Genomic DNA, 23,816 nt, shown 5'->3' with positions numbered 1-23,816 from the left:
CATATTTCATAATATGCCTGTCCTTTTTGGTGTTTAGTCCTTTTGGGTTTCTTTTTTTGGGCTTGTCCTTTTGGGTTTTGGCTTGCACTAACTTACGCCAGTTAAATTAGCAAGGAGGGTTTAAATAAACAGCATGATGCAACCATTTTTTTTTTGCATGACAAGCTTTAAAACTTTGTCGTGACGGTGGATACATTTGAACTTGCACGGATATCTGAAAAGTTTGGCTGTTATATAGGCGGGGTGCGGAAAATATAATGAAAATTAAAAAATATATAATATTATTCTTACTGTTTAGTATTTTTGGCTGTCAGTCTGAGTCGGAAAAAGATGATAGTAACATAGTAGACGAGGCATTACCGGTGACGATTAATGCACAAAATTTTGTGGTCACCTCTAAATCTGCTCAGTCCTTTACCGTTAATCTAGAGCCTCAAGTTGTGGTGTCGGATGACAGTGAGTTTTCTATCACTCAGGTTGAACGGTTAACCAACGGCAGTGCAGATTGCGCTGCGCCACAAATCCGCAATGCAACCTTGTTGATTCCGTCGCCATCCGACACGGCCACCGCGGTGTGCGACTATCGCTACACCGTCGCCAGTGCCGCCCCTATCACCAACGACTCTGTCACCTCTGGGGTGATGCGTTTGGTCACGCCATCTCCTCGTGCTACCGTCACCGTGGTCGATATGATGCCTATCAGCGCGGCGGTGTTGCTGGAGGGTGGGGCGCAGACCATTAATGTGGGCAGCTTATTGACCGACATGGGCGAGACGCTTACCGGTTTTACCTTGCTATCAACCTATTCACACGCTTATCCTTATTCGGGTGGTGTGACGATAAACGCCAGCGCTCAAACCTTAACCTACACCCCGGCGTCCACCGTGGGTCACGACCGTATTTTATTTACTTATACCAATACCACCAGCAATACCAACAAACTGGGCATCCTTGATGTGGTGGTCGGCGAGGGTAACAACCAAGGGTTGACCATTAAGCCAACTTGTTACCATCCCACTCCAGTGTTGCCCAATACCAACACCCTGATTGATATTAGCGGTTGCGTGACGACGGATCATGACAGTAAAGACTACGGTCTGAATCGTGTGGATTCGTTTTATGCCACCGTCTCCATCGCTTCAGCAGCATGGAATGAAAAACGCCTTAACTTTCAAGCCAGCGAAAGCCGCTATCATGATGTCACTTATATGGTGGATGATGGTAAGGGTGGGACGGAAATGGGGATCCTCCGTGTCGCGGTGGGTGACCCAGACCAGTTGCCGGGTTGGGAGGGTATTGAGATTGGCGTGATCCAATATTTTACTGCCCCAAAGAGTGTTTTAGAGTCGCTCTATTCTGATACCGTCTATTCCGAGTTACTCACCGATAACAGCTATTCTCCTGCCATTGATATCGCGGGTTATCATACCAGTGAAGCGATCGCCTATTGCCAAGCTTTAGGCGCAAGCTTACCGACGACGGCGGCGATGCAAGATTTGGTGAATAACCCAGCAGGCAAACCAAAAGTGCTAAAAGATTGGCCAATAACACATCACTACCTGGCCAACGATGGCACCACGGCCGCGCCAGATTATCGGACCGTGAACCTTGATGATGGGACGGTTGGTTCGGTTGTAGCAGGGCAAGCGTATCAAGTAACCTGTTATAAAGAAGGGTATTTTGCTTTGATGCCAAAACCGAGCCGCTGCGCAGCACCTGGGTATACCGCTAATTTTGAAACCACTGTAATAAAAGGGAGCGGTACACCTTATGCCAGTGAGTACGTCAATTTATCGCTACCACCTCTGTCAACCACGGCGGAGTTCAATCCCAAAGAGGCGGGCGATAACTACTTTACCGATGCCAATGGTCAGTTTGACTTTGGTGTACAAGATAGCACGGAAGGAGAGGTTACCATCACAGCTACAGCCGGAGGTGCAACAGCGTCCAACGGGGCTTATTTTGGGTATGTTGATATTGTACCCCAAAAGCATGGGTATGCTTTTAGTGCGATTAAACCAGACCGGACAGTAGAGAGTTGGGGGTTCTTCGTTGGCAATCCCAATCCACCCGCACTACAATCGCAACTCACAAATGTCGATAAGATTTTTCCTAGTGATGGCGGGGTTTTTGTTGCATTAACCTCGGATGGGCGTGTCGTGACATGGGGGCATAGCGGTAATGGTGGCGATTCATCAGCGGTACAATCGCAGCTCACGAATGTGAATTCGGTTTTTTTCACGGTGCTTGGTGGAGCTGCCGCATTAAAGTCGGATGGGAGTGTCGTGACTTGGGGCGATTCTACTAATGGTGGTGATTCTTCCGCGGTGCAATCGCAACTGACGAATGTGACGACGATTTTTTCTGGTTGGCGGGCGTTTGCGGCATTAAAGTCGGATGGGAGTGTCGTGACTTGGGGCGATTCTACTTATGGTGGTGATTCTTCCGCGGTGCAATCGCAACTGACGAATGTGACGACGATTTTTTCTAATCGATATGCGCTTGCCGCCCTAAAGTCGGATGGGACAGTGGTGACTTGGGGCAATTCTAGTTATGGTGGTGACTCATCCTCTGTACAATCGCAGCTTACGGGTGTGGATACTATTTTTTCTGGTCACTATGGGAGGGCTTTTGCTGCGTTAAGGTCGAATGGAACGGTCGTGACATGGGGGCATAGCTCTTATGGTGGCGATTCATCTGCGGTACAATCGCAACTTATGGGTGTGAAGACGATTGTTTCTACTAGTCAGGCATTTGCCGCCCTAAAGTCGGATGGGACAGTGGTGACTTGGGGCAATTCTAGTTATGGTGGTGATTCCTCCGCGGTGCAATCACAGTTGACGGGAGTGGATACGATTGTTTCCGCCCATCATGGTGCATTTGCCGCCCTAAAGTCGGATGGGACAGTGGTGACTTGGGGGCGCTCTGATTATGGTGGTGATTCATCCTCTGTGCAATCACAGCTTACGGGTGTGGATACTATTTTTTCTAGTGACTATGCGTTTGCGGCCTTAAAGTCGGATGGGACCGTGGTGACTTGGGGTCTTTCTACTTATGGTGGTGATTCTTCCTCTGTACAATCGCAGTTGACGAGTGTAGATACGATTTTTGCCATTGGTGGTGCGTTTGTCGCACTAAAGTCAGATGGGACGGTAGTGGGTTGGGGGAGAAGTGGGGGAACCTCTGCGGTAGATTTGAATTGCTATTAAGCGGATGAGGTCATCACTAGGCAACAATTAGATTCACTGAGACAGACAAGGTCATCGATTTTTCAAGTGTGAGTTGCTAAATAATGGTCGCACTCAGAAGTATAACGATAGTCAGTGACATAGGGCTAGGGAGGCTGTCTTTTACTTGTTTCGATGAAGCCATGAGCAAAACATAAACCCAAATCCACCTCACTGAACTTGGTCGCTTGAGGTGGTTTGGGTTTATCAGTGCCTAGAACCCTTTTTTACGGTGACGACTTTCCGATTGTACCGATTTAATATACTTACCAAATTGCTTAGCGTTGCTGCGCTTTTCTGCCAAGGAGGCGCTGTTGCGGGCTTGTTCGCGGAGCAGTTTGAAGTAGTTGTCTAACCGTCTTTCCTCAATGGAGCCTTGTTGCAAGGCTTTGCGAACAGCGCAACCCGGTTCGTTTTGATGCTGACAGTCACTAAAGCGACACTGTTCTATCAAAGATTCGATATCCGCAAAGGTTTCAGCGACGCCAGTCTCATTACCGGCGAGTTGTATCTCTCGCATGCCCGGCGTGTCGAGTAGCAAGCCGCCATCGGGCATTTTGTGCATAGAGCGTGAAGTCGTGGTGTGACGCCCTTTACTGTCGTCTTCACGAATCCCACCCGTGGCTTGGGCTTGATTACTCAGCAAGCTGTTGACTAGAGTAGATTTCCCCACACCGGACGATCCCATAAAGGCGACGGTTTGGCTCTGTCCACACCAAGATTTTAGCCCCTTGAGTGAATAGTTATCTAAGCTGTTGACCGTTTCAACTACCATAAATGGGTCAAGGGATTGGACCTGTTGACGCATTGATTCAACGTCAGGGCACAGATCCATCTTGGTTAATACGATCACGGTTTGCGCTTGTGACTCATTGACTAAAGCCAGATAACGCTCGATGCGACTAAGGTTAAAGTCGTGGTTGAGTGAGCAGACAATAAACACGGTATCGACATTAGCCGCAATAAACTGTTGCTCTAGCTTTGAGCCGGGCGCTTTGCGACTAAACAGAGACTTGCGCTCTAGTAGTCGTTTGAAACGAAGCTCACTGTCTATCAATATCCAGTCTCCCACCGTCATTTGAGGGTGCGAGATATGATGCTCAAGGTGAAACTCCTGAGTCTCGGTTGCGACAATATAACCACTGCGGTGGTGAGCAATGATACGGGCGACTGAAGTGTCCTCGTAATCATCGAGAGTCAGTTGTTGTTGAAAAAATGATTTCCAACCAAGTTCGGGTAGCGACATTGGATATGAAAAATGAGATGACATTGTAAGTCCTATTGATGGCATAAATTAATTGCGTAAATCAGCAAAAATTCAAAGGGTCAGGAGCTTACTTTTTTGTAAGTGTGCCAAAACTTGTCAGTTTACGAAAAGCGGTAAGTTGACTAAAAGCACGGAGACCCCGGTTATAAACACCGGGTAAATGGGCAGGTAGGATAAGCGACATTGTTGTAAATAGAATGAAGTAACAAAGATTCGCTAAATTAATTAAATAACCGCCACTTTTACCGGGTGGGTGTGCATTACAATCATGAAATCCTCCTAAGCTATGTTTATAAAGAAAGTTTATAAAGAAAGTCTATAAAGAAAGTTTATAAAGAAATTATTATAAACAAGGTGTCAATTGACCACGGGATAATAGCATTCTGGTGATGAATTGCCAGCAGTCGCCCACCGAGGGGAGTGATGATATTGATTATTTATTGTTATTGAGGCTGTCCTTGTTGCTATGCTGGGGTTATGTCTGGAAAAAATCACAAGGCTTACAAGGAGGTACTATGTTTTATCGTTTAAGGTTAACGACACTATTTTGCACGTTATTGACCGCGACGCCGATGGTGACGTACGCGCAACAGAGTGCGGATGCCGTTGCTCCAGAATCATCGACCGAGTTAACCACTCAGCAGTCGGTGACAGGGCAGGATTGGATGGTTGCATCAGCCAATCCATACGCCAGTGAAGCGGGTGCTCAAATGCTGCGTCAAGGGGGCAATGCGATTGATGCAATGGTGGCGACCCAACTGGTATTAGGGTTGGTCGAACCACAGTCTTCGGGGATTGGTGGTGGTGCATTTTTGGTTTATTGGGATCAAAGCCAAAAAGCGATCACAACGTTAGACGGTAGAGAAACCGCCCCGCTTGCCGCGACGCCTGAGCTGTTTTTGGATAAAGAAGGTGAGCCACTGAAATTTTATGATGCCGTGGTGGGAGGACGTTCTGTCGGTACTCCGGGCACAGTGAAATTGATGTGGGATAGCCACCAAAAGTATGGAAAATTACCTTGGGCGGATCTGTTTAAACCAGCGATTGAGTTGGCAACGGCAGGTTTTACGGTTAGCCCTCGGCTTGCCGCGTTGGTGGCGAAAGATCAACAGCGTTTGCAACAGTCAGCCTCAACCAAAAGCTATTTTTTTAATCAAGATGGTGAGCCTATCCAAGCGGGAGCAACACTAAAAAACCCCGCTTATGCCAATACGCTGACGGCGATCGCTCAGCAGGGAGCGCAAGCTTTTTACCGTGGAAAAGTGGCGGAAAATATTGTCAATACGGTCAGCAATCATAGCACTAATCCAGGTGTTCTTAGCCTGACAGATTTAGCGATTTATACCACTAAACAGCGCCCAGCCGTATGTGCTCCTTATCATCAATATTCTGTTTGTGGCATGGGACCGCCTAGCTCTGGCGCGTTAACGTTGGGGCAGATTTTGGGAATGCTTCAACACTACCCATTAGCTCAATATGGTGTCGATAGCATTGATAGTTGGCGTCTTATCGGTGACGCTTCGCGCTTGGCGTTTGCCGATAGAGGTCGCTATATGGCAGACAGTGATTTTGTGCCTATGCCAACAGCGGGCTTGTTAGATGCGGATTATTTAGCACAACGAGCCAAGTTGCTGGCAGAGCCAAAAGCTCTCGCTTCGGTCGCCGCTGGTTCGCCTCCCTGGTCGCATGCACAAAACTATGCCTTAGATGAATCAATAGAGCTGCCATCAACCAGTCATTTTTCTATTGTTGATAGCGAAAGGAATATGGTGTCGATTACGACGACGATAGAGAACGGTTTTGGTTCTCGATTAATGGTGGATGGTTTCCTGCTCAATAATGAATTAACCGACTTTTCTTTCCGAACCCATAAAGAAGGCAATCCAATTGCCAATCGCGTTGAGCCGGGTAAACGACCTCGTTCCTCTATGGCTCCGACCATAGTCTTGAAAGAGGGTCAGCCTTATCTGGCTATTGGATCGCCGGGAGGCAGCCAGATTATTGGCTATGTCGCTAAAACTCTGATTGCGCATTTGGATTGGGGGCTCGATCTTCAGCAAGCGGTGAATCTACCGAATATGAATAATCGTTTTGGTACTTTTGAGTTGGAGAAAGGAACAGACGCAGAGCGTTGGGCGCCGAAGTTAGAGCAGATTGGCTTTAAAACTAAAATTCGGGATTTAAATTCCGGCGTTCAAGTCATTCAGTTGCAAGATAAACAGTTGGTTGGCGCAGCGGACCCACGTCGAGAGGGACTGGTTGTCGCACAATAGCGATCCTTGCCATTGATTCAATAGTCGTCGCGCCTGTTAAATATAAAGGTAACAGGCGCTATTTTTATCAACCTACTGGTTTTGTTTCTGGTCTCAAGTTTATGAATCCAAGCTTTTAAATCAAATCAGCGATCACCTCGCCTTTTCTTTAACATAATCCGTCACGTTATCAGCCTCTTCTTTGCTCAAATACAGCCCCAATTTAGTTCGTCGCCACAGCACATCTTCCCCCGTCATCGCCAGTTCTTGCTGAAGCAGATAATCGATTTCACATTGATAAACGCCGCCGGCCTGTTGCGAAAAGCACAGTCCCAGTTCACTGCTGCAAGTTATGCCGTAAAGCAGGGAATGAACATGGCTGCCGAATTGGTTGAAATATCGGTGTAGTAGCTTTTCATTTAGCCATGGATAACGGGTTGTGAGCGTTTGCAGATACTGCTCTCGACTCATCCCTAAGTCGCCTCCGGGGAGAGGTGTGGCTTGTGTGCAGTTATTGAGCATGGCAGGAAAGCAGGGGCGAAGTTTCTCCGTCGCTGCCATAGCAAGCTTTCGATAGGTGGTGAGTTTGCCACCAAATATGGAGAGTAGTGGGGCTTGCAGCTCACCTTGGTCCATCTCTAAGGTATAGTCGCGAGTCACGGCTTGGGCACTGGATGACTCATCTTCGCACAGCGGTCTTACTCCACTAAAGCTCCAAATAATATCGTCTCGGCTCAGGGTTTGAGTAAAGTGTTGATTGACGACGTCGAGCAAGTAGTCGGTCTCTTGATCCGTGATAGTGACTTGATACGGGTCGCCTTGGTACTCAACATCGGTGGTGCCAATCATCGAAAATTGATCAAGATAGGGGATAACAAATACGATCCGTTTATCGGCATTTTGCAGGATATAGGCCTCTTGTTGTTGAGCCAGTCGCGGCACAACGATATGTGATCCTTGAATCAGGCGAACGTGACGAGGAGAGGCTAATTGGAGTTGTTGCTGAAAGAGATCCTCAACCCATGGACCCGCGGCGTTCACGACGGCTTTAGCGCGAAAACTTGATGACTGTTTGGTCATTTGATCAGTGACTTCAACCTGCCAGAGGTCTCCTTCTCGCCTTGCTTGGTCCACCCTTGAGTAGTTGCAAACCCATGCGCCATCATTTTTGGCTGCGAGGATATTGAGCATCACCAAGCGCGCATCATCGACCCAGCAATCTGAATATTCAAAGCCGTCGGTGAACTCACTTTTAAGTGGAGTGTTGGTTGGGAAACGGATCTGCTGACTCGCAGGTAAGGTGGTACGTTTTCCTAAGTGGTCATAGAGAAACAGCCCACAGCGGATCATCCATTTCGGTCGTAAAAAAGGTCGATGAGGGAGACAAAAGCGCATCGGGTAGGCGATATGGGGAGCCTTTTGTAACAATACTTCCCGTTCAGCCAGTGCTTCCGACACTAATCTAAATTCGTAATGCTCTAAGTACCGCAGACCGCCATGAATCAGTTTGGAACTGGCGGAAGAAGTCGCGCATGCGAAGTCTTTCGCTTCAAACAGCGCAACTTTTAAACCTTGCGCTGCACATTCCGCAGCAATCCCTGCGCCATTGATACCGCCACCGATAACAATAATATCGAAGCTTTTTATTCCGGAACTTTTTGTATCGTGGCTTTTAGTATCCTCGCTTTTTGGGTGTCCTGTTGTTGCGTTTAATTGCATACTTTCCCCCAGTCACTTTTTAATATTGATACCTAAGTGGATGGCTTTTACATCAATATCCGTGCATCAATATCCATGTATCAATAGCGATACATCAGTCTGCATTCTTAGCCCAAAACTGCGCACATTTGATCGCATGTTGCCAGCCTTGATAGCGACGCTGTCGTTTGTCATCGTCAGGATGAGGTTGAAATAAGGTGTCAATCTCAGCCTTGTTTTCCAGTTCTTCAAGAGCTTGCCAATAGCCAACAGCGATACCGGCAAGGTAGGCAGCGCCTAGTGCGGTCACTTCCGTTACCTTAGGGCGCTCGACGAGAGTGTTCAGTAGATCCGCTTGGAACTGCATAAGGAAGTTATTGGCGACGGCACCTCCGTCTACCTTGAGGTGGGTTAGGGTAATATTGGCATCCGCTTGCATCGCTGTTAACACATCATGGGTTTGGTAGGCGATACTTTCTAGCGTCGCTCGAATGATATGATTGGAATTGGTGCCTCGCGTCAGACCGACAATGGTTCCTTGAGCATGGGGTTCCCAGTGAGGCGCTCCCAAACCGGTAAAGGCGGGAACCACATAAACGCCATCGGAAGAGTCGACCTTGGTGGCAAAGTATTCAGAATCTTTCGCGTCGGCGAGAAGTTTCATTTCGTCTCTTAACCACTGGATGGCAGCGCCTCCCATAAACACCGACCCCTCAAGCGCATAGACTGGCTGCCCCTGTTTATCGCAAGCGAGCGTGGTCAGCAGACCGTTTTGCGACAGCACTTTTTCTTTGCCAGTATTCATCAGTAGAAAACAGCCAGTTCCATAGGTGTTCTTGGCTTGACCTGCCTCGACACACAGATGTCCAAATAGCGCCGCTTGTTGATCTCCGGCGATACCCGCGATAGGAATATGCGCGCCGCCTTTACCTCCGAGGTTGGTTTGACCGTAGAGGCATGATGAGGCTTTGACTTCTGGCATCATGCTTAGAGGGATATTGAGTGCATCAAGTAGCGTTTGGTCCCAGCAATGTTGGTCAATGTTGAACAGCATAGTGCGTGATGCATTAGTGTAATCCGTCGCGTGGACACGCCCTTCGGTGAGTTTCCAGACTAGCCAAGTATCCACGGTGCCAAACAGCAGATCGCCGGCGTCCGCCAACTCTCTGGCACCCTCAACATTGTCTAAAATCCACTGAATTTTTGTGGCGGAGAAGTAAGGGTCCAGCAGTAAACCGGTCTGCTCTCGGACATAGTTCTCAAGCCCCTGACTTTTCAATTGGTCGCAAATATCCGCTGTACGACGACATTGCCAGACAATCGCGTTGTATATCGGCTTTCCAGTATGGCGATTCCAGACAATGGTGGTTTCTCGCTGATTGGTAATACCAATCGCCGCCACTTGGTTATTGTTGATACCGGCTTGCGCTAACGCTTCGACGAGTGTTGAGCTTTGAGTCGCCCAAATTTCCATGGGATCATGTTCTACCCACCCTGCTTGAGGATAGAGTTGGCTAAACTCACGCTGTGCGACGCTGACAATATTGGCATCGTGATCGAGGACAACGGCTCTTGAACTGGTTGTGCCTTGATCAAGTGCCACAATATAGGTTTGCTGGGTCATAACTACCCCCTTGTTTTTATACTTCTAGTCTAGCGAGAACAGGGCAAACTTATAGCCAAGCAACTCAAAGATGTGAGTTTTAACGAGATTTACTTGGCTGATAAGTTTGGCTGATAAATAGAGAGTAGTAACGACTTCAAAAGTGGCTGATTTAACATCGCATTTTAGTGTTGGGTAGCATTTTCACATGCACTTTTCTCACGCATGTTTTTCACGTTTTAGGATACGGTCGGTCGACGCACCACGAGGTCAATCTCTACCAAGGCATCGTATGCTAATCCAGTGACTCCAACGCAAGTGCGTGCGGGTAGGCATCCCTCGGCAAAATAGGTTTTGTATTTTGCGTTAAAGCGAGCATAGTCTTGCTGGAAACGAGTAAGAAACACTCGAACCATCACCACATCTTGCAAGCCAAGTCCTAAGCCATCCAGTACTGTGCTGAGATTGCTCATCACATTGTCGGTTTGCTCTTCAATTGTATCGGGCAAGACGCCGGGTGTGCCGGGCTGATCGGGCATTTGACCTGTTACAAAGACAAAGCCTCCAGATTCTGTGGCATGGCTGAATGGTGCAACGGGGGTGGGACCGTTTTCAACCATGTGAAAGGTGATCGCATCGGTAGACATAATAGTAACCCTATTTGAATTTAGATGGAGTTAACTAGGCAATGACTATGCCAAGGTGCGAAATTGAGGCTCTATGGGATGAGAGAGCTAGGTGATTGTATTAAATAAATTTTATTGCACTGTTATTGAGCAGTAATCGTTGTTGTTGCGTCAGTGATGCTTCATCTTCATACCCGCCATCACCTTTTTCACCGGCACCTGTAACGTCACCGTTTCATTGTCGGCAAACGTCAAAGTGATCGCTACCTGTTGCCCTTCTTTGAGTGGACCCAGTAGATCCAGTAGCATCACATGCAGACTGCCTGGCGCCAGCGCAACGGATTGGCTCGCGGGGATGCTAATGCGGCTAATTTGACGCATTTGCATCATATCTCCGTCCATGATGACATCATGAAGCTCGACCACTTGGGCTAAATCTGTCGTTGCACTCACCAGAGTTCGGTCGCGGTCGCTGTTGTTGTGAATGGTAGCAAACATGGCGCTGGTGGTGGCGTGAGGCGGTGTTGCTCTGACATAAGCATTCTCAACCTCCAGCCATTGCGTGGCATTGGCGAATGGACTTAGGGCTAATAAGGTCAGGATAAGGGAGTTGAGCTTCATAAGTGATCCTATTTTTGTGCTTGGCTACTTTAGTTTTAGGTGCATTATTTTTGGATGTATTGTTTCTGGATGTATTGTTTTTGGGTGACGCGACGTATTGCCTCAAGCAATGGAGCGGGTGTCAGGGTATGTGGTACTTTTTCGATTAGCGAGCCATCGGGTTGTAAAATATAGAAATATGAGCTGTGGTCGAGTGTATAGCCCAACTTGGAGTCTTCGAGTTCGGTTTTGCGAAAAATCACACCGTACTGATGAGCAAGCGGTTGAGTAATGTTTAACGGTGCCGACAGACCATCAATTCGTGGATGGAAATATCCGGCATATTCGGACGCGGCTTCTGCGCTATCACGCTCAGGATCGAGTGAAATAAATATCGGCCAAATTTGATCAAGAGTGTCGACCTCCAATTGATTTAGCGCGCCAGCTAACATAGCAAGAGAGGTTGGGCAGACATCGGGGCAGCGGGTAAAGCCAAAATAGAGAATACGGATTCTTGGATCGCTTGCGGCAAATAGCGTGACAGGTCGGTTGTGCTTACCATAAAGCACAGAATCGGGTACTTGCGCCAGTTGATCCATTTTTTTCTGTTGGGTGTGATAATCAAGATAAAGCTTGCTCGAAATCCCTAAAACAAAGGCCGCGAGTGCCAATAATAACCACTTGAATTTCATCGCTCTTTCATCCTCAATGCGGTTTGTACGGTTTTTTGACCATCAGTAATCGACCCATACCAAGTCATTTGCGATTCACTGCAAATAGGGAGCAGGATATCTCCTTGAAACACATCAGGTTTGATCATGGTTAGCTTGACCTGCACTTGTCCCATATTCATTTCAACACCTTGTAAAGACATCGACAGTTCGTCCGTGGTTGCGTTTGGCCAGAAGACCTCGACAGGGGTTGCGGTCAGTGGATGGACATAGACATGGTCGAGCCTGATTTTGACCTCACCTTGCTGACAGACTTGATCAGAGAGCATGCAGTATTGACTGAGATCCGGAGTCGGTTCAGAGATGGATTGCCACACTGTGGGCAGAATAAAACCCAGTCCAGTGGCGAGTACAAGCAGTATGAGTATGTTTTTAATGTTCAATTTGTTATCAAATAGGCAATAAAAAGTAAATCGATACTAACATGCTCGCTGGTCGAGGTAAGAGAAGTAGTTAAAAAAACGGAGCGTTTTGCTCCGTTTTTTGACCCAGTGCTAATAAAAAGCACTATGTTAGGTTCCTTTGTATTAGGTTTCTTTGTCGCCTAAGAATCCACCGGTTTGGTGAGCCCAAAGTTGAGCGTAAATACCTTTTTGTTCAACGAGTTGTTGATGTGTTCCCTGTTCAACAATCTCGCCTTTATCCAGCACGATCAATCTATCCATCGCAGCAATGGTAGAGAGTCGGTGCGCGATAGCAATCACGGTTTTTCCTTCCATTAACTCGTTTAAGCTCTCTTGAATGGCGGCCTCGACTTCGGAATCCAATGCCGAGGTTGCTTCATCCAGAATCAAGATTGGCGCATTTTTCAGGAGTACGCGTGAAATAGCGATACGCTGACGCTGACCACCGGACAGTTTCACCCCGCGCTCACCTACTTGAGCTTGATAACCTTGATTACCAAACGGGTCGCTAAGGGTTTCGATAAACTCGTGAGCATGGGCTTGTTGGGTTGCAGCTATTAGCGCCTCATCACTGGCATCGGGATTACCGTAAAGAATGTTATCTTTAATTGAGCGGTGCAGCAGCGAGGTGTCCTGTGTCACCATGCCGATTTTACTGCGCAATGAGTCTTGGGTGACGTCGGAAACCGGCTGACCATCAATACGGATTTCCCCACCCTCAACATCGTGGAATCGCAACAGCAAGTTGACCAGCGTTGATTTACCCGCGCCAGAGCGACCCACTAAGCCCACTTTTTCTCCGGGTTTGATGTTGAGATTAAGGTGGCTGATGACGCCTTTTTTCTCGCCATAGTGGAAACTGACATTATCAAATTCAATACCGCCGTTATCGACAGCCAGTGGTTTCGCTTGCGGTTTGTCTTGAATATCGACGGGTTTTGATAGGGTTTTCATACCATCAACGACGGTTCCCATATTTTCAAACAGCGCGCCGACTTCCCACATTATCCACATCGACATACCGTTGATACGCAGAGCCAAACTGATGGCAATGGCGATAGAACCCACGGTAAGCGCGCTGCCCATCCATAGCCAGATAGAGATGGCGGCAATAGAAAACAGCAATACGTAGTTGGCGATCTGCACACAGACGTCAAATCCTGTGACTAAGCGCATTTGACGGTGAACGGTATCTAAGAAGCCTTCCATTCCTTGTTCGGCATAGTCCGTTTCTCTGCGGCTGTGAGAAAACAATTTGACGGTAGATATGTTGGTGTAGCTATCGACAATACGTCCTGTCATCAGTGAGCGAGCATCGGCTTGTTCTGAGGCTACTTTCTTTAGCTTGGGGACAAAGTAGATCTGAATACCGACATAAGCGAATAGCCACAACAACATAGGCATCATCAAGCGCCAATCTGCTTGCGCTAGAATAACCAGCATAGAGGTAAAATAGACCGACACATAAACAAATACATCCGCGGTTTTCATCACCGTTTCACGTACTGCCAAAGAGGTTTGCATTACCTTGGTGGCGATACGCCCAGCGAAATCGTCTTGATAAAACGACAAGCTTTGCTTAAGCAGGTAGCGGTGAGCTAACCAACGGATCGACATAGGATAATTGCCGAGCAATGTCTGGTGCGTTAGCAGCGAGTAGACCACGATAAGTATTGGCATGACCAGCAAGATGACTAAGCCGATACCAAGCAAGGTGCTGCCGTTTTCTGCCATAAAGGTTTCAGGATTACTGCTGGAAAGCCAGTCTACTAGCGTGCCCATAAAGCCAAAAAGCGCGACTTCAATGATGGCAACTGTGGTGCTCAGTAGCGCCATAATGACCAAGGGGATCTCGAACCCGCGGGTATAGTGACGACAAAAGGCAAAAATTCCCTGAGGTGGTTGAGAAGGTTCTTGCTTTGGAAAGGCGTCCGTGAATGATTCAAAGCGTTTAAACATGATTCACCTAGTTTAACAAAGGAGAGAGTACTGGTAGCAAGGCTTCCAGTGTGTTATTCGGGTTAAAAATCTATCATCAAAGTTGCTAATAATCTGAATTATTTTTGGTTCCTCTTTCTGTTTCCTTTTAAGGAGAGGTAGTGGAAACATTGAAGTCAAGGAAGAGCAACAAGGGAATAGATGGAGTAAGTGTATAGTTTCCGAACAAAAGCAACAACAAATTCGCTTAGCCAAAGTCGCTATCTCCGCGACCATAAATCGCAGGCTTTTGGTCAGAAGACAAAGTCTCGAGGTCAGAAAAGAAGGCTTTCTCAGCCTAAAATTACATGGATTTGTGCTGGCTAGCAGTAATATTGCTCGTCAATTCGTCATAATTCCGCAAAAGTCGTCACTTAGCCTGCATATTGACGATGATTTCAGTCAATAACCGCGCTTGGGAGCATCTAGAATTTCTAGTAATGATCAATTTCCATTGGATGGACATGTAATGAAGCAGGGAATATTAGCTCAAACCAAACCTTTCATCGGTCAGAGTCGTCAATCGATCCGCCAAAATGCCGACTGTGTAGTGATGGTGCCACCGAAAGAGTTTGGCTTTAATGCCCAGACGGCACAAGACAATGAGTTCCAAACAAGAAGTTCCCTTGATCAAGGGACACTGCGTGCCCAAGCGATGCATGAGTTTGATGCCATGGTTTCTGGCTTACGTGCAGAAGGTGTGCAGGTTGTTGAGTTTGATTATCCTCTCAGCGAGACCCAGACTCCGGATGCGGTATTTCCCAACAACTGGTTTAGCACCACACAAGATGGCGTCTTTTTTTCTTTTCCCATGGCGTGTGAAAATCGACGAGAGGAGGTCAAGCCGGACGCGCTTGTTTCAACTTTGGCACAAGCGGGAAGAGTGGTGAAACAGCAAGACTCTTTAGTTCAGTATGTTGAGCAAGGCAGTTTTCTGGAAAGCACCGGTGTAATGGTGATGGATCATCTCTCTAAAACAATATACGCGGGACTGTCTCAGCGCTGTGAGCGTGAGTCACTACAAGATTACGCTGAGCGTATTGGCTATCCTCATGTGGTGTCATTCCAGACGCAATTACCGTCCAATCAACCGGTCTATCACACCAATGTTATGATGGCGGTCGGCGAACGTTTTGCGGTGATTTGTCTTGAAGCGATCCCTGACTATGAGCGTCGTTTTGTCGCCAAGTCGTTGGCTAAGTCGAAGCAGGTTATTGATATTACCATCGAGCAGATGAATCAATTTTGCGGCAATATCTTGCAATTGGAGACGGTGACGGGTGATAAGGTGATCGCCATGTCCAAGTCGGCCTATATGGCTTTTTCACCCGCTCAGCGTAAGCAATTAGCCAGTCACGGCAAACTGTTACCCTTTGATGTCTCGACTATTGAATCTATTGGTGGTGGCAGCGTTCGTTGCATGTTGGGTGAGGTCTTTCTTCCACAATCCTAGCCGAGTAGTGTTATTGGTTGCAATGACAAAAAGCTTGCCTTACTAGTTAACAAGGCTTCACAAATCAATATTCCTTACATTTATTATGGTTAAATTTTGAGCTAGATAACATCAAAGTGTCAGATTAATGTCTATCGTTTAAGTGGGTATTAACAGCAAGAGGGAATAGTTATGAAATACAAACATATTCTGGTTGCACTTGACCTTTCGGACGAAAGCAAAACGCTGATCGATAGAGCTGTTTTTCTTGCCAACCTTTTGGACGCTGAAGTCTCATTTTCCCATATAGATGTGAGTCACGGCGATCTCTCCATGGGTTTGCTGGATCTTAACTTGTCGCAAAATCAGCAATTGCTTGATGGTGAGACAATGAGTACCCATAGAGTCTTTATGGAGTACGCACAATGCCCAGTGAAACACTTTATTATCGGGAGTGGTGACTTATCCGAACAGCTAAGAGATACCGTTCTTGAATATAAAGTGGACCTTGTGATTTGTGGTCACCACCAAGACTTCTGGAGCAAGATCATTTCTTCCTCTCGGCAAGTTATTCATAGCTCGCCAGCAGATATTTTGGTTGTCCCAATCGAAACCTAACGGTTAAGGTCACTCTAAGTCAAAAGCACACCTTAATCGGTGTGCTTTTTGTTTATTTACTTTCTTTGTTGTTACTGTTGTGAACGGCAATATTCAGTGTGACGGTCTACCCGAATTATTTAAAAATAGCTGCCATTCATAGAGAGATGGACGGCAATGCTTGCCGCATAGCCAAGCATAATGACGGGTGCCCATTTTAGATGTCCAAAGAAGGTGTACTTCCCGTGTGCGGCACCCATCAAGGCGACGCCCGCGGCAGAACCAATCGAAAGCATACTACCACCGACGCCCGCAGTGAGGGTAACCAGTAACCAGTTACCCATGGACAGTTCTGGGTTCATGGTGAGAACGGCGAACATTACCGGAATATTATCAACAATAGCGGATAGAACCCCAACCATAATGTTGGCGGCGATAGGATCCCATTGGGTATACATTACTTCAGAGATCACGCTCAAATAGCCCAGCAGGCTTAAACCACCGACGCACATCACGACGCCATAGAAGAACAACAGCGTGTCCCATTCGGCGTGTGAGACACGGCGGAAAACATCAAATGGCACAATCGAGCCTAAGCGCTGCAGTGCGGCATCATCTTGATTAGCGATAGCAATCGCTTTTTTCTTGGCAATAGAACGAGGAAGTGTTTTCTTGAGGAAAAAGCCAAAGAACTGTAAATAGGCCAAGCCCATCATCATGCCGATAACAGGAGGGAAATGCAGTACTGCATGAAACGCTACTGCGGTTGCAATCGTTAAGATAAACAGACCAACGATGCGGTATGCGCCGCGCTTAAGTTCCACTTCAAGATGCACCGTATCGGGTTGTAGCTTGGGGACAAAGAATGACATGATGACAGCGGGAATCACGTAGTTGACCACCGAGGGAATAAACAAGGGCATAAATTGTGAAAACTCAATATGACCTGCTTGCCATACCATTAAGGTCGTAATATCTCCAAACGGACTAAACGCGCCCCCTGCATTAGCGGCAACCACAATGTTAATACAGGCGATATTGACAAATTTAAGGTTGCTGCCACCGACTTTAAGTACCACCGCACACATCAGCAGCGCTGTCGTCAGGTTGTCGGCAATTGGTGAAATAAAGAAAGATAAAATACCGGTCAGCCAAAATAGGGTTCGAAAGCTAAACCCTTTACTCACCATCCATGATTGCAGCGCGTCAAACAGGCGACGTTCTTCCATTGCTGAAATGTAAGTCATGGCAACTAATAAGAACAGCAGCAGTTCCGCATATTCGAGCAGGTTATGCTCAAGGGCGGCTTTGGCAACGTCAATTTGTCCTGCTTGTTGATACACAAAGCCGATCATTATCCAAATAATGCCAGCCGCGAGCAGTACCGGTTTCGACTTTCTGAGTTGCAGATACTCTTCCAGCATCACCAACGCATAGGCGACACCAAATACGATCAGGCAGACGTAACCGACGGTGGATTGGGTCAGGTTTAACATTCCTTGGGTAGCGCTTTCTGAAGCAAAAGTAGACGTGGCAAAGAAAAGGCAAAAAAATAGGGTTGGCCATCGACTCATTGATAACATGGGTAATCCTTAAAACGTTTCGAACTATCAATTGTTAGTATATTGTTACTTTGGTCGGGCTATTTTAGGAGTTTTCGACAACTTTCTTTGTGAGCTGACTCGAAGTGTTGCAAAATGGTAAAAAATGTAGACTTAGATGTAGCAATAAACGCGGGAATGGAAAATGATGGCGAAAAGAGTGATGAAATTCGGCAGGTTACCGTATTGAAAGCGGAGTCCTTAGATTGCACTCCGCGGGTCGAAAAATAACTTAATAGGCGTAAACACCAAATTCGCGAAGAAGTTTAGGCAGTTTTTCATCCAAGTCATGAAGATCGTTTGGATAAAGCTCAATAAGATGAAAATTATTGTCTTGGTAGACTTGTCGAATCTGTTGCCGTTGTTGTAATTGTTTTTCTGACTTTTCTTCGGGCCAAAACTGAATATAGATTTTGCTTTGAGGCAGATAAAAATCGCTGACAATATCGGCATCAATAGGCAGTTGACGGTGATAAGCGTGCAGCAGCCCTGCCATATAAAGCCAGTTATCAATAACGAGTTCTCCCTGAGATTGCACATAATGACCATCTAAAGTTCGAAATTTAGCAGAGAACTTCTCACGAAAGCTTTCAAGTGATTGGTCGGTCGAACGGCGATCCGCATTGGTCCCTTTAAATTCATGCACCGTCTGTTTTAAGCGAACATTCCGCACAACACTCGCATGCCAAACTACATACTGAGATTGCTTGTTATATTGAGATTGCTTGCTGCTGTCATGACGAATAATCGCGCCGGCTCGAATACCGCTCGGGGTTGCCACCCATTGTTGATCTTCGCGGTTTATCCAGCCGAGTTCATTGAATAGTAAGTTGATTTTTTTGGCAGGCAAATCAAAGTGAGCACCTACTTGCGTGGCGGTTAAGGGAGAGTCACTGATCAGATTTTCGTCAATAACGAGCTGCGGTGGCCAAACAATAAAGCGACCGTACTTTTCACTCTCCACATAGTGTCCGCCAAAGCGACGCCCTGTATCGGTAAGCAGCCACTTAGAATCATGCCAAGTAATATAGTTGGCATGTTTCAATTGGGTGAGAAGCTCCTTGGTCGAGACGTTGAGCTTCTTGGCAAGTGCGGATGCAGAGAGTGCTTGCTGCATAAGTGACCTCAGGTTAAATGGCTTGCATGTATGACAGTATCATAATGCCGATGGCACAAGTAAAGGTAGATACCACCGTAGTGAGGGCAATAATGTTAGCCGCTAAGATTGAGTTGCCACCCATCGCTCTCGCCATGACGTAGCTTGCCGCCGCGACGGGGGCGGCATTCATAAAGAAGATGATACCAAGCTCGATACCCCTAAAGCCAAACAAGTAAGCCGCGGTGGTAATGGCGACCGGAGCAAAAACCAATTTAAACAGGGTCGCAAACCAAGATGGCTTCTGATCATTTTTCATCGTACGCAGATCTAGGGAACCACCGGTACATAACAGGGCTAATGGTAGAGTCATACGAGCAAAATAGTTGCCTGCATCCACGGCAATATCGGGAACGGGGATAGAAAGTACATAGAAAATCATTCCAAGAACAATCGCGATCACTAATGGATTTTTAGTGAGGGTTGTCAGCATAACTTTGCCCGCTTGTAGGCCAGAGGTTTCCCCTTTAGGGGTTAGACAGATAACGGCTTGGATATTATATAAGAAGGTATGAGCTGCAACATAAAGTGCTGCGGTGGCAACACCGGAATCGCCATAAGCGTTGGCGACGTAAGCAAGACCAATGATAGCGGTGTTGGCTCGATAACCCCCTTGCACAACCACGCCCTTGTCTGCCGATCCCTTGAAAAAGAGATTGACGCAGAGTGTGGTGAATATAAAAAATAGAATACTGGCAACGATACCAAAGAGAACGAATTGACTTGCCGCAGAGAAGTCATGTTTGGCGGTCACAATGCTTAGAAATAACATCGCAGGTAGAGTGACTTTAAAAACTAACGCAGATGCCACGTCAATAAAGTTTTCATTGATCAAACCGATGCGTTTGAATACCACACCTAAAATAATCATCAGGCAGATAGGGCCTGCAATAGAAATCGAGAAATAGAGCTGATCAAGAAAAGTCGCCATTAGTGAGTCCAAATTAGTCAATAGAACGGAACTCGGTTATTATTCCACGCTTTGTCAAACAATAAAATATAACTCAACCACTTAATTCGATAGGCTGTTATACCTATACTATAAATCGAAGTCACTTTGTTTCTTTGAGTAATATGAGTATAGCTTTTCGTCACTCAGCTCAAAGAGTGAAACATGGAGTGGTTCTAAAGAAAGTCAGTAAAGGATGATACGTCATGAGTGACAAGATTTATTTCAATACCTCCAATAAACTCAATTTTAAAAAACGGGTAGTGAACTTAACGACGCGCGCCCACCATAAGCTTGCCCCCAATCATGCCAAGCGATCGGCAAAGAATCTCTTGTTGACTCCGGTTCGTTCAAAGCCGAAGAACCAACAGCCAGAGGGGTTGATTAAGGCAGAGGTGCATACCTCTGAGGGCGTACTCAAAACTTATCGGTTAGGTTCGGGACCGGTTTGGTTGTTTACTCACGGATGGTCAGGCACCGCCAGCCAGTTTTATCCGTTGATGTCCTATGTCGCTCAACAAGGCTTTACCGCTTTGGCTTATGATCATCCCGCTCACGGAGAAAGTGAGGGCTTATATGGTCATATTCCAGCCTTTGTTGCGGGCTTAGAAGGCTTGTTAGATAGCGAAGACAATGTGGTTGGTTTGATCGGTCATAGTATGGGCACGGCAGCGGCGATTGAATGTAAACACGCCAAGCTGCAAAACATACCGTTGTTGTTGATTGCGCCAGTTCTGGACTATGTCGATAACCTGTTTGGCAGTGTTGCACGTTCAGGGTATTCCATGCGACTGTTTGAAGCGGTGGTGGGGGATATTCAAGATCAATACCGCTTCCCGATTCAGTCTATCGATCCTTATGGAAAGCTCGCCAAAAGAGTCGCGCCGACGGTCATTGTGCACGATGAGCAGGATCGTTTTACTAATTACGAGGTCTCGCGACAAGCCGCTAATGAAATGCCCAAAGTGACTCTGTTGACGACGCAAGGACAGGGGCATGGGCGTGTTATGCAAAGTTCAGAGGCGCAACAAGCTTTTGATCTTCTCTCTAAATAGTATGATTTCGAGAGAACTGTTTAGAGAGCAATGTTTAGAGAGCAATGTTTAGAGAGCACTGTTTAGAGAGCACTGTTTAGAGAACATGGTTGAGAAAGTGTGATTTAGATAATTTGTTAAAAATATAACCACAATGTTGATATGGTTAACGTTGTGGTTAATTTATAGTGTCGAGATTTATCAAGTTATGGGAACATTGCTGCAACTCATACGCTGGTCATTGATAGAGTCAAGCAAATCGACATCATAATTCATAACATCCTGCGCTTTGCTGCCTGACTAGTCTCTTTGAGGGTCTGTTATCCAGACAACGAATCTTTCCTCGGAGCCGACGTCTGGGTAGGAATTTATGCAGCTTAAGGAAGTTATCGTTATGAACAAAAATGATAGTGTCCCTCTCCCCTCCAATACCCGTGAATGGTTCTTTAACCGTAATAGTCTGATCGTAATCGCTGACATCCTCCTTTTTATGGTGCTTTATCGCACTTTACCTTTTGAAAGTGATGTCGTGCTTGGGATGAGTATTTTGGTTTTTATCGCTGTACTTTGGCTTACCGAAGCACTTCATGTGACGGTGACAGCGATTCTTGTCCCTGTCATCGCAGTATTGTTTGGGGTTTTCGATACTCAAACCGCACTCAACAACTACGCGAACTCAATCATCTTTCTATTCCTTGGTGGTTTTGCATTGGCGGCGGCTATGCATCGGCAGGGGCTAGATAAAGTGATTGCCGACAAGGTGTTGCTATTGGCGCGAGGCAAGATGAATGTGGCTATTTTCATGTTGTTTGGTGTCACGGCTTTTCTCTCCATGTGGATCAGTAACACCGCTACAGCCGCCATGATGCTGCCTTTGGTGCTCGGTGTATTGAGTAAAGTCGACCAAGAGAGTGAGCGTAATACCTACGTGTTTGTGTTGTTGGGGATCGCCTACAGTGCCAGCATTGGAGGCATTGCTACGATGGTTGGCAGTCCGCCCAACGCAATAGCAGCAGCCGAAGTTGGTTTGGATTTCTCAGACTGGATGGCTTTTGGTCTGCCTACCGCTCTGGTACTACTGCCCATCGCTTTGTTTGTGCTTTATACCGTTTTAAAGCCCAAGTTGAATGGGGCATTTGAAGTGAGTCATGAGCCCGTCGATTGGGATAAAGGCAAGGTGGTGACCTTAATAATTTTCTCCGCGACGGTATTTCTTTGGATTTTCAGTAAACCCATCAATGCCATGCTGGGTGGTTATGCCAAATTTGACACCATTGTTGCCTTAGCCGCTATTGTCGCCGTTAACTTCGCCCGAGTTGTTCATTGGAAAGATATCGAAAAAACCGCAGATTGGGGTGTCCTGTTACTGTTCGGTGGCGGTATCTGTTTGAGTAATGTTTTGAAAGCGACGGGTACTAGCGTTTTTCTTGCCAATGAATTGAGTGCGTTGATCGCTCATTTTGGTCTGCTGTTTATTATTTTGATCATCGCATTGTTTGTGGTGTTCCTGACTGAGTTTGCAAGTAATACCGCCAGTGCTGCATTGTTAATTCCGGTATTTGCGAGTGTCGCGGAAGTATTGGGGCTTTCTCCTGTGGTGCTTTCTGTGTTGATCGCGGTATCGGCGTCTTGTGCCTTTATGCTGCCAGTGGCAACACCGCCGAATGCCATTGTTTATGCAACAGGACATATTAAGCAGCAAGAAATGATGCGTATCGGGATCTTGCTCAATATCGCGTGTATTTTGGCTCTCACATTCGTGGTGATGATGCTGTGGGCGTGAGTTGTTTGAGATAGAGATGCATCTGAAATAGAGATGCATTTGAGAGAAAGAGGTATTGGAAACAAAGAGATGTGAAAGACAGAAAGGGCACCTTGCGGTGCCCTTTGTCGTTTTATGTTGGGTATATGTCGTTTTATGTTGGGTATAGCAGGTTAGCCGCTTATTGCTGGTTAACGTATTGCTTAAAGCGGGCTTTGGTTTGGTCATCCGCTTTGTTGTACCAGAACATCAACATCTCTTCCGCGGTATTACCTGCCGCTGGCGCGTTTGACGCGACCGGTGCAGTGGCTACTGTCGCGGTCGTTGCTACAACAGGCGCAGCTGTGACGGCGACGGTCGCACCGAGTGGCGCGATCGCGGCGACTCCGCCCATTCGGTTGTAGTCCTCGGCTTCGCGACTGTAATCACGACCAAGTTGCACGCCATCCTTAGATAGAACGTCGACAACCACAGGGATAGTGTTGCCTGCTTTGTCTTTCAAAGACCAAGTCATCGTTTTGATGTTAGCTTCTGCTTCGCGAGCATTTTTGTACTTAGGTACATCAATCATTAGCTCAACATCTGACGCCTCAAAGCGCGCGATGATGGTTTCGCTCGATACGGTAGCACGCTCATCTCGACCAGAGTCAAAGTAAGGTTGGTACTTGAATACCATCTGATTGACACCATCTGGCATGGTGATCGTCTTACCTGACGTGAATAGCCCACCAGAGGTGACATTCGGCTTTGCTGCATTGATCGCCAATACATCAATAAGGTCGTTGGTTTTTAGCGTCACTTCCGCTGCAGCCATGGTGCTGAAGCCTGCAATAAGCGCACAAGTTACAATCTTTAGTGCTTTCATATATCTATCCTGAATAATGGAGCCAGTTTTAAGCG

Annotated in this window: 18 protein-coding genes; 6 read left to right on the top strand and 12 right to left on the bottom strand. The window is 46.8% G+C overall.

Going from position 1 to position 23,816, the window contains the following annotated elements; translation table 11 throughout:
• Positions 1 to 257 precede the first annotated feature (257 nt).
• Positions 258 to 3,209 (top strand): hypothetical protein, encoded by a 2,952-nt coding sequence (locus L9Q39_RS19690; protein WP_237486902.1) that lies wholly within the window; start codon positions 258 to 260, stop codon positions 3,207 to 3,209.
• 232 nt (positions 3,210 to 3,441) lie between these two features.
• Here the strand turns inward: L9Q39_RS19690 and rsgA are convergent, their stop codons facing one another.
• Positions 3,442 to 4,497: a ribosome small subunit-dependent GTPase A gene (gene rsgA, locus L9Q39_RS19685; RefSeq protein ID WP_237486900.1), complete on the bottom strand. Its 1,056-nt coding sequence runs from the start codon at positions 4,495 to 4,497 to the stop codon at positions 3,442 to 3,444.
• A gap of 512 nt (positions 4,498 to 5,009) precedes the next feature.
• Here rsgA and ggt point away from each other — a divergent pair.
• Entirely contained in the window at positions 5,010 to 6,767 is a 1,758-nt protein-coding gene (gene ggt, locus L9Q39_RS19680; RefSeq protein ID WP_435532857.1) for a gamma-glutamyltransferase, read from the top strand.
• Between the two features lie 132 nt (positions 6,768 to 6,899).
• Here ggt and glpD read toward each other — a convergent pair whose 3' ends face one another.
• The 7 genes from glpD to L9Q39_RS19645 all read right to left on the bottom strand — a co-directional run bounded on the left by glpD (position 6,900) and on the right by L9Q39_RS19645 (position 14,367).
• Entirely contained in the window at positions 6,900 to 8,465 is a 1,566-nt protein-coding gene (gene glpD / locus L9Q39_RS19675; RefSeq protein WP_237486898.1) for a glycerol-3-phosphate dehydrogenase, read from the bottom strand.
• Between the two features lie 94 nt (positions 8,466 to 8,559).
• Positions 8,560 to 10,068, bottom strand: coding sequence for a glycerol kinase GlpK (gene glpK / locus L9Q39_RS19670; RefSeq protein WP_237486896.1), 1,509 nt, complete (start codon positions 10,066 to 10,068; stop codon positions 8,560 to 8,562).
• 218 nt (positions 10,069 to 10,286) lie between these two features.
• The gene (locus L9Q39_RS19665; protein ID WP_237486894.1) at positions 10,287 to 10,694 is read right to left on the bottom strand and encodes a RidA family protein; all 408 of its coding nucleotides are present in this window, start codon (positions 10,692 to 10,694) and stop codon (positions 10,287 to 10,289) included.
• A gap of 150 nt (positions 10,695 to 10,844) precedes the next feature.
• Positions 10,845 to 11,294, bottom strand: coding sequence for a copper chaperone PCu(A)C (locus tag L9Q39_RS19660; RefSeq protein ID WP_237486893.1), 450 nt, complete (start codon positions 11,292 to 11,294; stop codon positions 10,845 to 10,847).
• Positions 11,295 to 11,338: 44 nt separating this feature from the next.
• Positions 11,339 to 11,965 carry an SCO family protein gene (locus tag L9Q39_RS19655; protein WP_237486891.1) on the bottom strand — a complete coding sequence of 209 codons (627 nt, stop codon included), beginning with the start codon at positions 11,963 to 11,965 and terminating at the stop codon, positions 11,339 to 11,341.
• Entirely contained in the window at positions 11,962 to 12,387 is a 426-nt protein-coding gene (locus tag L9Q39_RS19650; protein WP_237486889.1) for a hypothetical protein, read from the bottom strand. The genes L9Q39_RS19655 and L9Q39_RS19650 overlap by 4 nt, the downstream gene beginning before the upstream one ends.
• Before the next feature lie 144 nt (positions 12,388 to 12,531).
• Positions 12,532 to 14,367, bottom strand: a complete 1,836-nt coding sequence (locus tag L9Q39_RS19645) for an ABC transporter ATP-binding protein (protein ID WP_237486887.1) — start codon at positions 14,365 to 14,367, stop codon at positions 12,532 to 12,534.
• A 487-nt stretch (positions 14,368 to 14,854) separates the two neighbouring features.
• Here L9Q39_RS19645 and L9Q39_RS19640 point away from each other — a divergent pair, with 487 nt between their 5' ends.
• Positions 14,855 to 15,838 carry an arginine deiminase-related protein gene (locus L9Q39_RS19640; protein WP_237486885.1) on the top strand — a complete coding sequence of 328 codons (984 nt, stop codon included), beginning with the start codon at positions 14,855 to 14,857 and terminating at the stop codon, positions 15,836 to 15,838.
• Positions 15,839 to 16,009: 171 nt separating this feature from the next.
• Positions 16,010 to 16,435, top strand: coding sequence for a universal stress protein (locus tag L9Q39_RS19635; RefSeq protein WP_237486883.1), 426 nt, complete (start codon positions 16,010 to 16,012; stop codon positions 16,433 to 16,435).
• Positions 16,436 to 16,554: 119 nt separating this feature from the next.
• On the opposite strand, the gene nhaD is transcribed toward L9Q39_RS19635, so the two are convergent.
• The 3 genes from nhaD to L9Q39_RS19620 all read right to left on the bottom strand — a co-directional run bounded on the left by nhaD (position 16,555) and on the right by L9Q39_RS19620 (position 20,102).
• A complete protein-coding gene (gene nhaD, locus L9Q39_RS19630; RefSeq protein ID WP_435532856.1) occupies positions 16,555 to 17,997 on the bottom strand; it encodes a sodium:proton antiporter NhaD in 1,443 nt (480 codons plus the stop codon).
• 250 nt (positions 17,998 to 18,247) lie between these two features.
• The gene (locus L9Q39_RS19625; protein ID WP_237486880.1) at positions 18,248 to 19,132 is read right to left on the bottom strand and encodes a glycerol kinase; all 885 of its coding nucleotides are present in this window, start codon (positions 19,130 to 19,132) and stop codon (positions 18,248 to 18,250) included.
• Between the two features lie 13 nt (positions 19,133 to 19,145).
• Positions 19,146 to 20,102, bottom strand: a complete 957-nt coding sequence (locus L9Q39_RS19620) for an AEC family transporter (protein ID WP_237486878.1) — start codon at positions 20,100 to 20,102, stop codon at positions 19,146 to 19,148.
• A 224-nt stretch (positions 20,103 to 20,326) separates the two neighbouring features.
• Here L9Q39_RS19620 and L9Q39_RS19615 point away from each other — a divergent pair, with 224 nt between their 5' ends.
• Both L9Q39_RS19615 and L9Q39_RS19610 read left to right on the top strand, forming a co-directional pair.
• A complete protein-coding gene (locus L9Q39_RS19615) occupies positions 20,327 to 21,175 on the top strand; it encodes an alpha/beta hydrolase (RefSeq protein WP_237486876.1) in 849 nt (282 codons plus the stop codon).
• A gap of 373 nt (positions 21,176 to 21,548) precedes the next feature.
• Positions 21,549 to 22,937, top strand: a complete 1,389-nt coding sequence (locus L9Q39_RS19610) for an SLC13 family permease (protein WP_237486874.1) — start codon at positions 21,549 to 21,551, stop codon at positions 22,935 to 22,937.
• 160 nt (positions 22,938 to 23,097) lie between these two features.
• On the opposite strand, the gene L9Q39_RS19605 is transcribed toward L9Q39_RS19610, so the two are convergent.
• Complete coding sequence (locus L9Q39_RS19605) at positions 23,098 to 23,781, bottom strand: DUF2057 family protein (RefSeq protein ID WP_237486872.1); 684 nt, start codon at positions 23,779 to 23,781, stop codon at positions 23,098 to 23,100.
• Positions 23,782 to 23,816: the final 35 nt, after the last annotated feature.

The organism is Vibrio hippocampi (assembly GCF_921292975.1).
Classification (GTDB): Bacteria; Pseudomonadota; Gammaproteobacteria; order Enterobacterales; family Vibrionaceae; genus Vibrio; species Vibrio hippocampi.
This window is presented reverse-complemented; position numbering and strand designations above follow the sequence as displayed.

Bases quoted from the DNA above. Each gene is read 5' to 3' on its own strand.
- L9Q39_RS19690 (WP_237486902.1), top strand. From the start codon at position 258: ATGAAAATTAAAAAATATATAATATTATTCTTACTGTTTAGTATTTTT.
- rsgA (WP_237486900.1), bottom strand. From the start codon at position 4,497: ATGTCATCTCATTTTTCATATCCAATGTCGCTACCCGAACTTGGTTGG.
- ggt (WP_435532857.1), top strand. From the start codon at position 5,010: ATGTTTTATCGTTTAAGGTTAACGACACTATTTTGCACGTTATTGACC.
- glpD (WP_237486898.1), bottom strand. From the start codon at position 8,465: ATGCAATTAAACGCAACAACAGGACACCCAAAAAGCGAGGATACTAAA.
- glpK (WP_237486896.1), bottom strand. From the start codon at position 10,068: ATGACCCAGCAAACCTATATTGTGGCACTTGATCAAGGCACAACCAGT.
- L9Q39_RS19665 (WP_237486894.1), bottom strand. From the start codon at position 10,694: ATGTCTACCGATGCGATCACCTTTCACATGGTTGAAAACGGTCCCACC.
- L9Q39_RS19660 (WP_237486893.1), bottom strand. From the start codon at position 11,294: ATGAAGCTCAACTCCCTTATCCTGACCTTATTAGCCCTAAGTCCATTC.
- L9Q39_RS19655 (WP_237486891.1), bottom strand. From the start codon at position 11,965: ATGAAATTCAAGTGGTTATTATTGGCACTCGCGGCCTTTGTTTTAGGG.
- L9Q39_RS19645 (WP_237486887.1), bottom strand. From the start codon at position 14,367: ATGTTTAAACGCTTTGAATCATTCACGGACGCCTTTCCAAAGCAAGAA.
- L9Q39_RS19640 (WP_237486885.1), top strand. From the start codon at position 14,855: ATGAAGCAGGGAATATTAGCTCAAACCAAACCTTTCATCGGTCAGAGT.
- L9Q39_RS19635 (WP_237486883.1), top strand. From the start codon at position 16,010: ATGAAATACAAACATATTCTGGTTGCACTTGACCTTTCGGACGAAAGC.
- nhaD (WP_435532856.1), bottom strand. From the start codon at position 17,997: ATGTTATCAATGAGTCGATGGCCAACCCTATTTTTTTGCCTTTTCTTT.
- L9Q39_RS19625 (WP_237486880.1), bottom strand. From the start codon at position 19,132: ATGCAGCAAGCACTCTCTGCATCCGCACTTGCCAAGAAGCTCAACGTC.
- L9Q39_RS19620 (WP_237486878.1), bottom strand. From the start codon at position 20,102: ATGGCGACTTTTCTTGATCAGCTCTATTTCTCGATTTCTATTGCAGGC.
- L9Q39_RS19615 (WP_237486876.1), top strand. From the start codon at position 20,327: ATGAGTGACAAGATTTATTTCAATACCTCCAATAAACTCAATTTTAAA.
- L9Q39_RS19610 (WP_237486874.1), top strand. From the start codon at position 21,549: ATGAACAAAAATGATAGTGTCCCTCTCCCCTCCAATACCCGTGAATGG.
- L9Q39_RS19605 (WP_237486872.1), bottom strand. From the start codon at position 23,781: ATGAAAGCACTAAAGATTGTAACTTGTGCGCTTATTGCAGGCTTCAGC.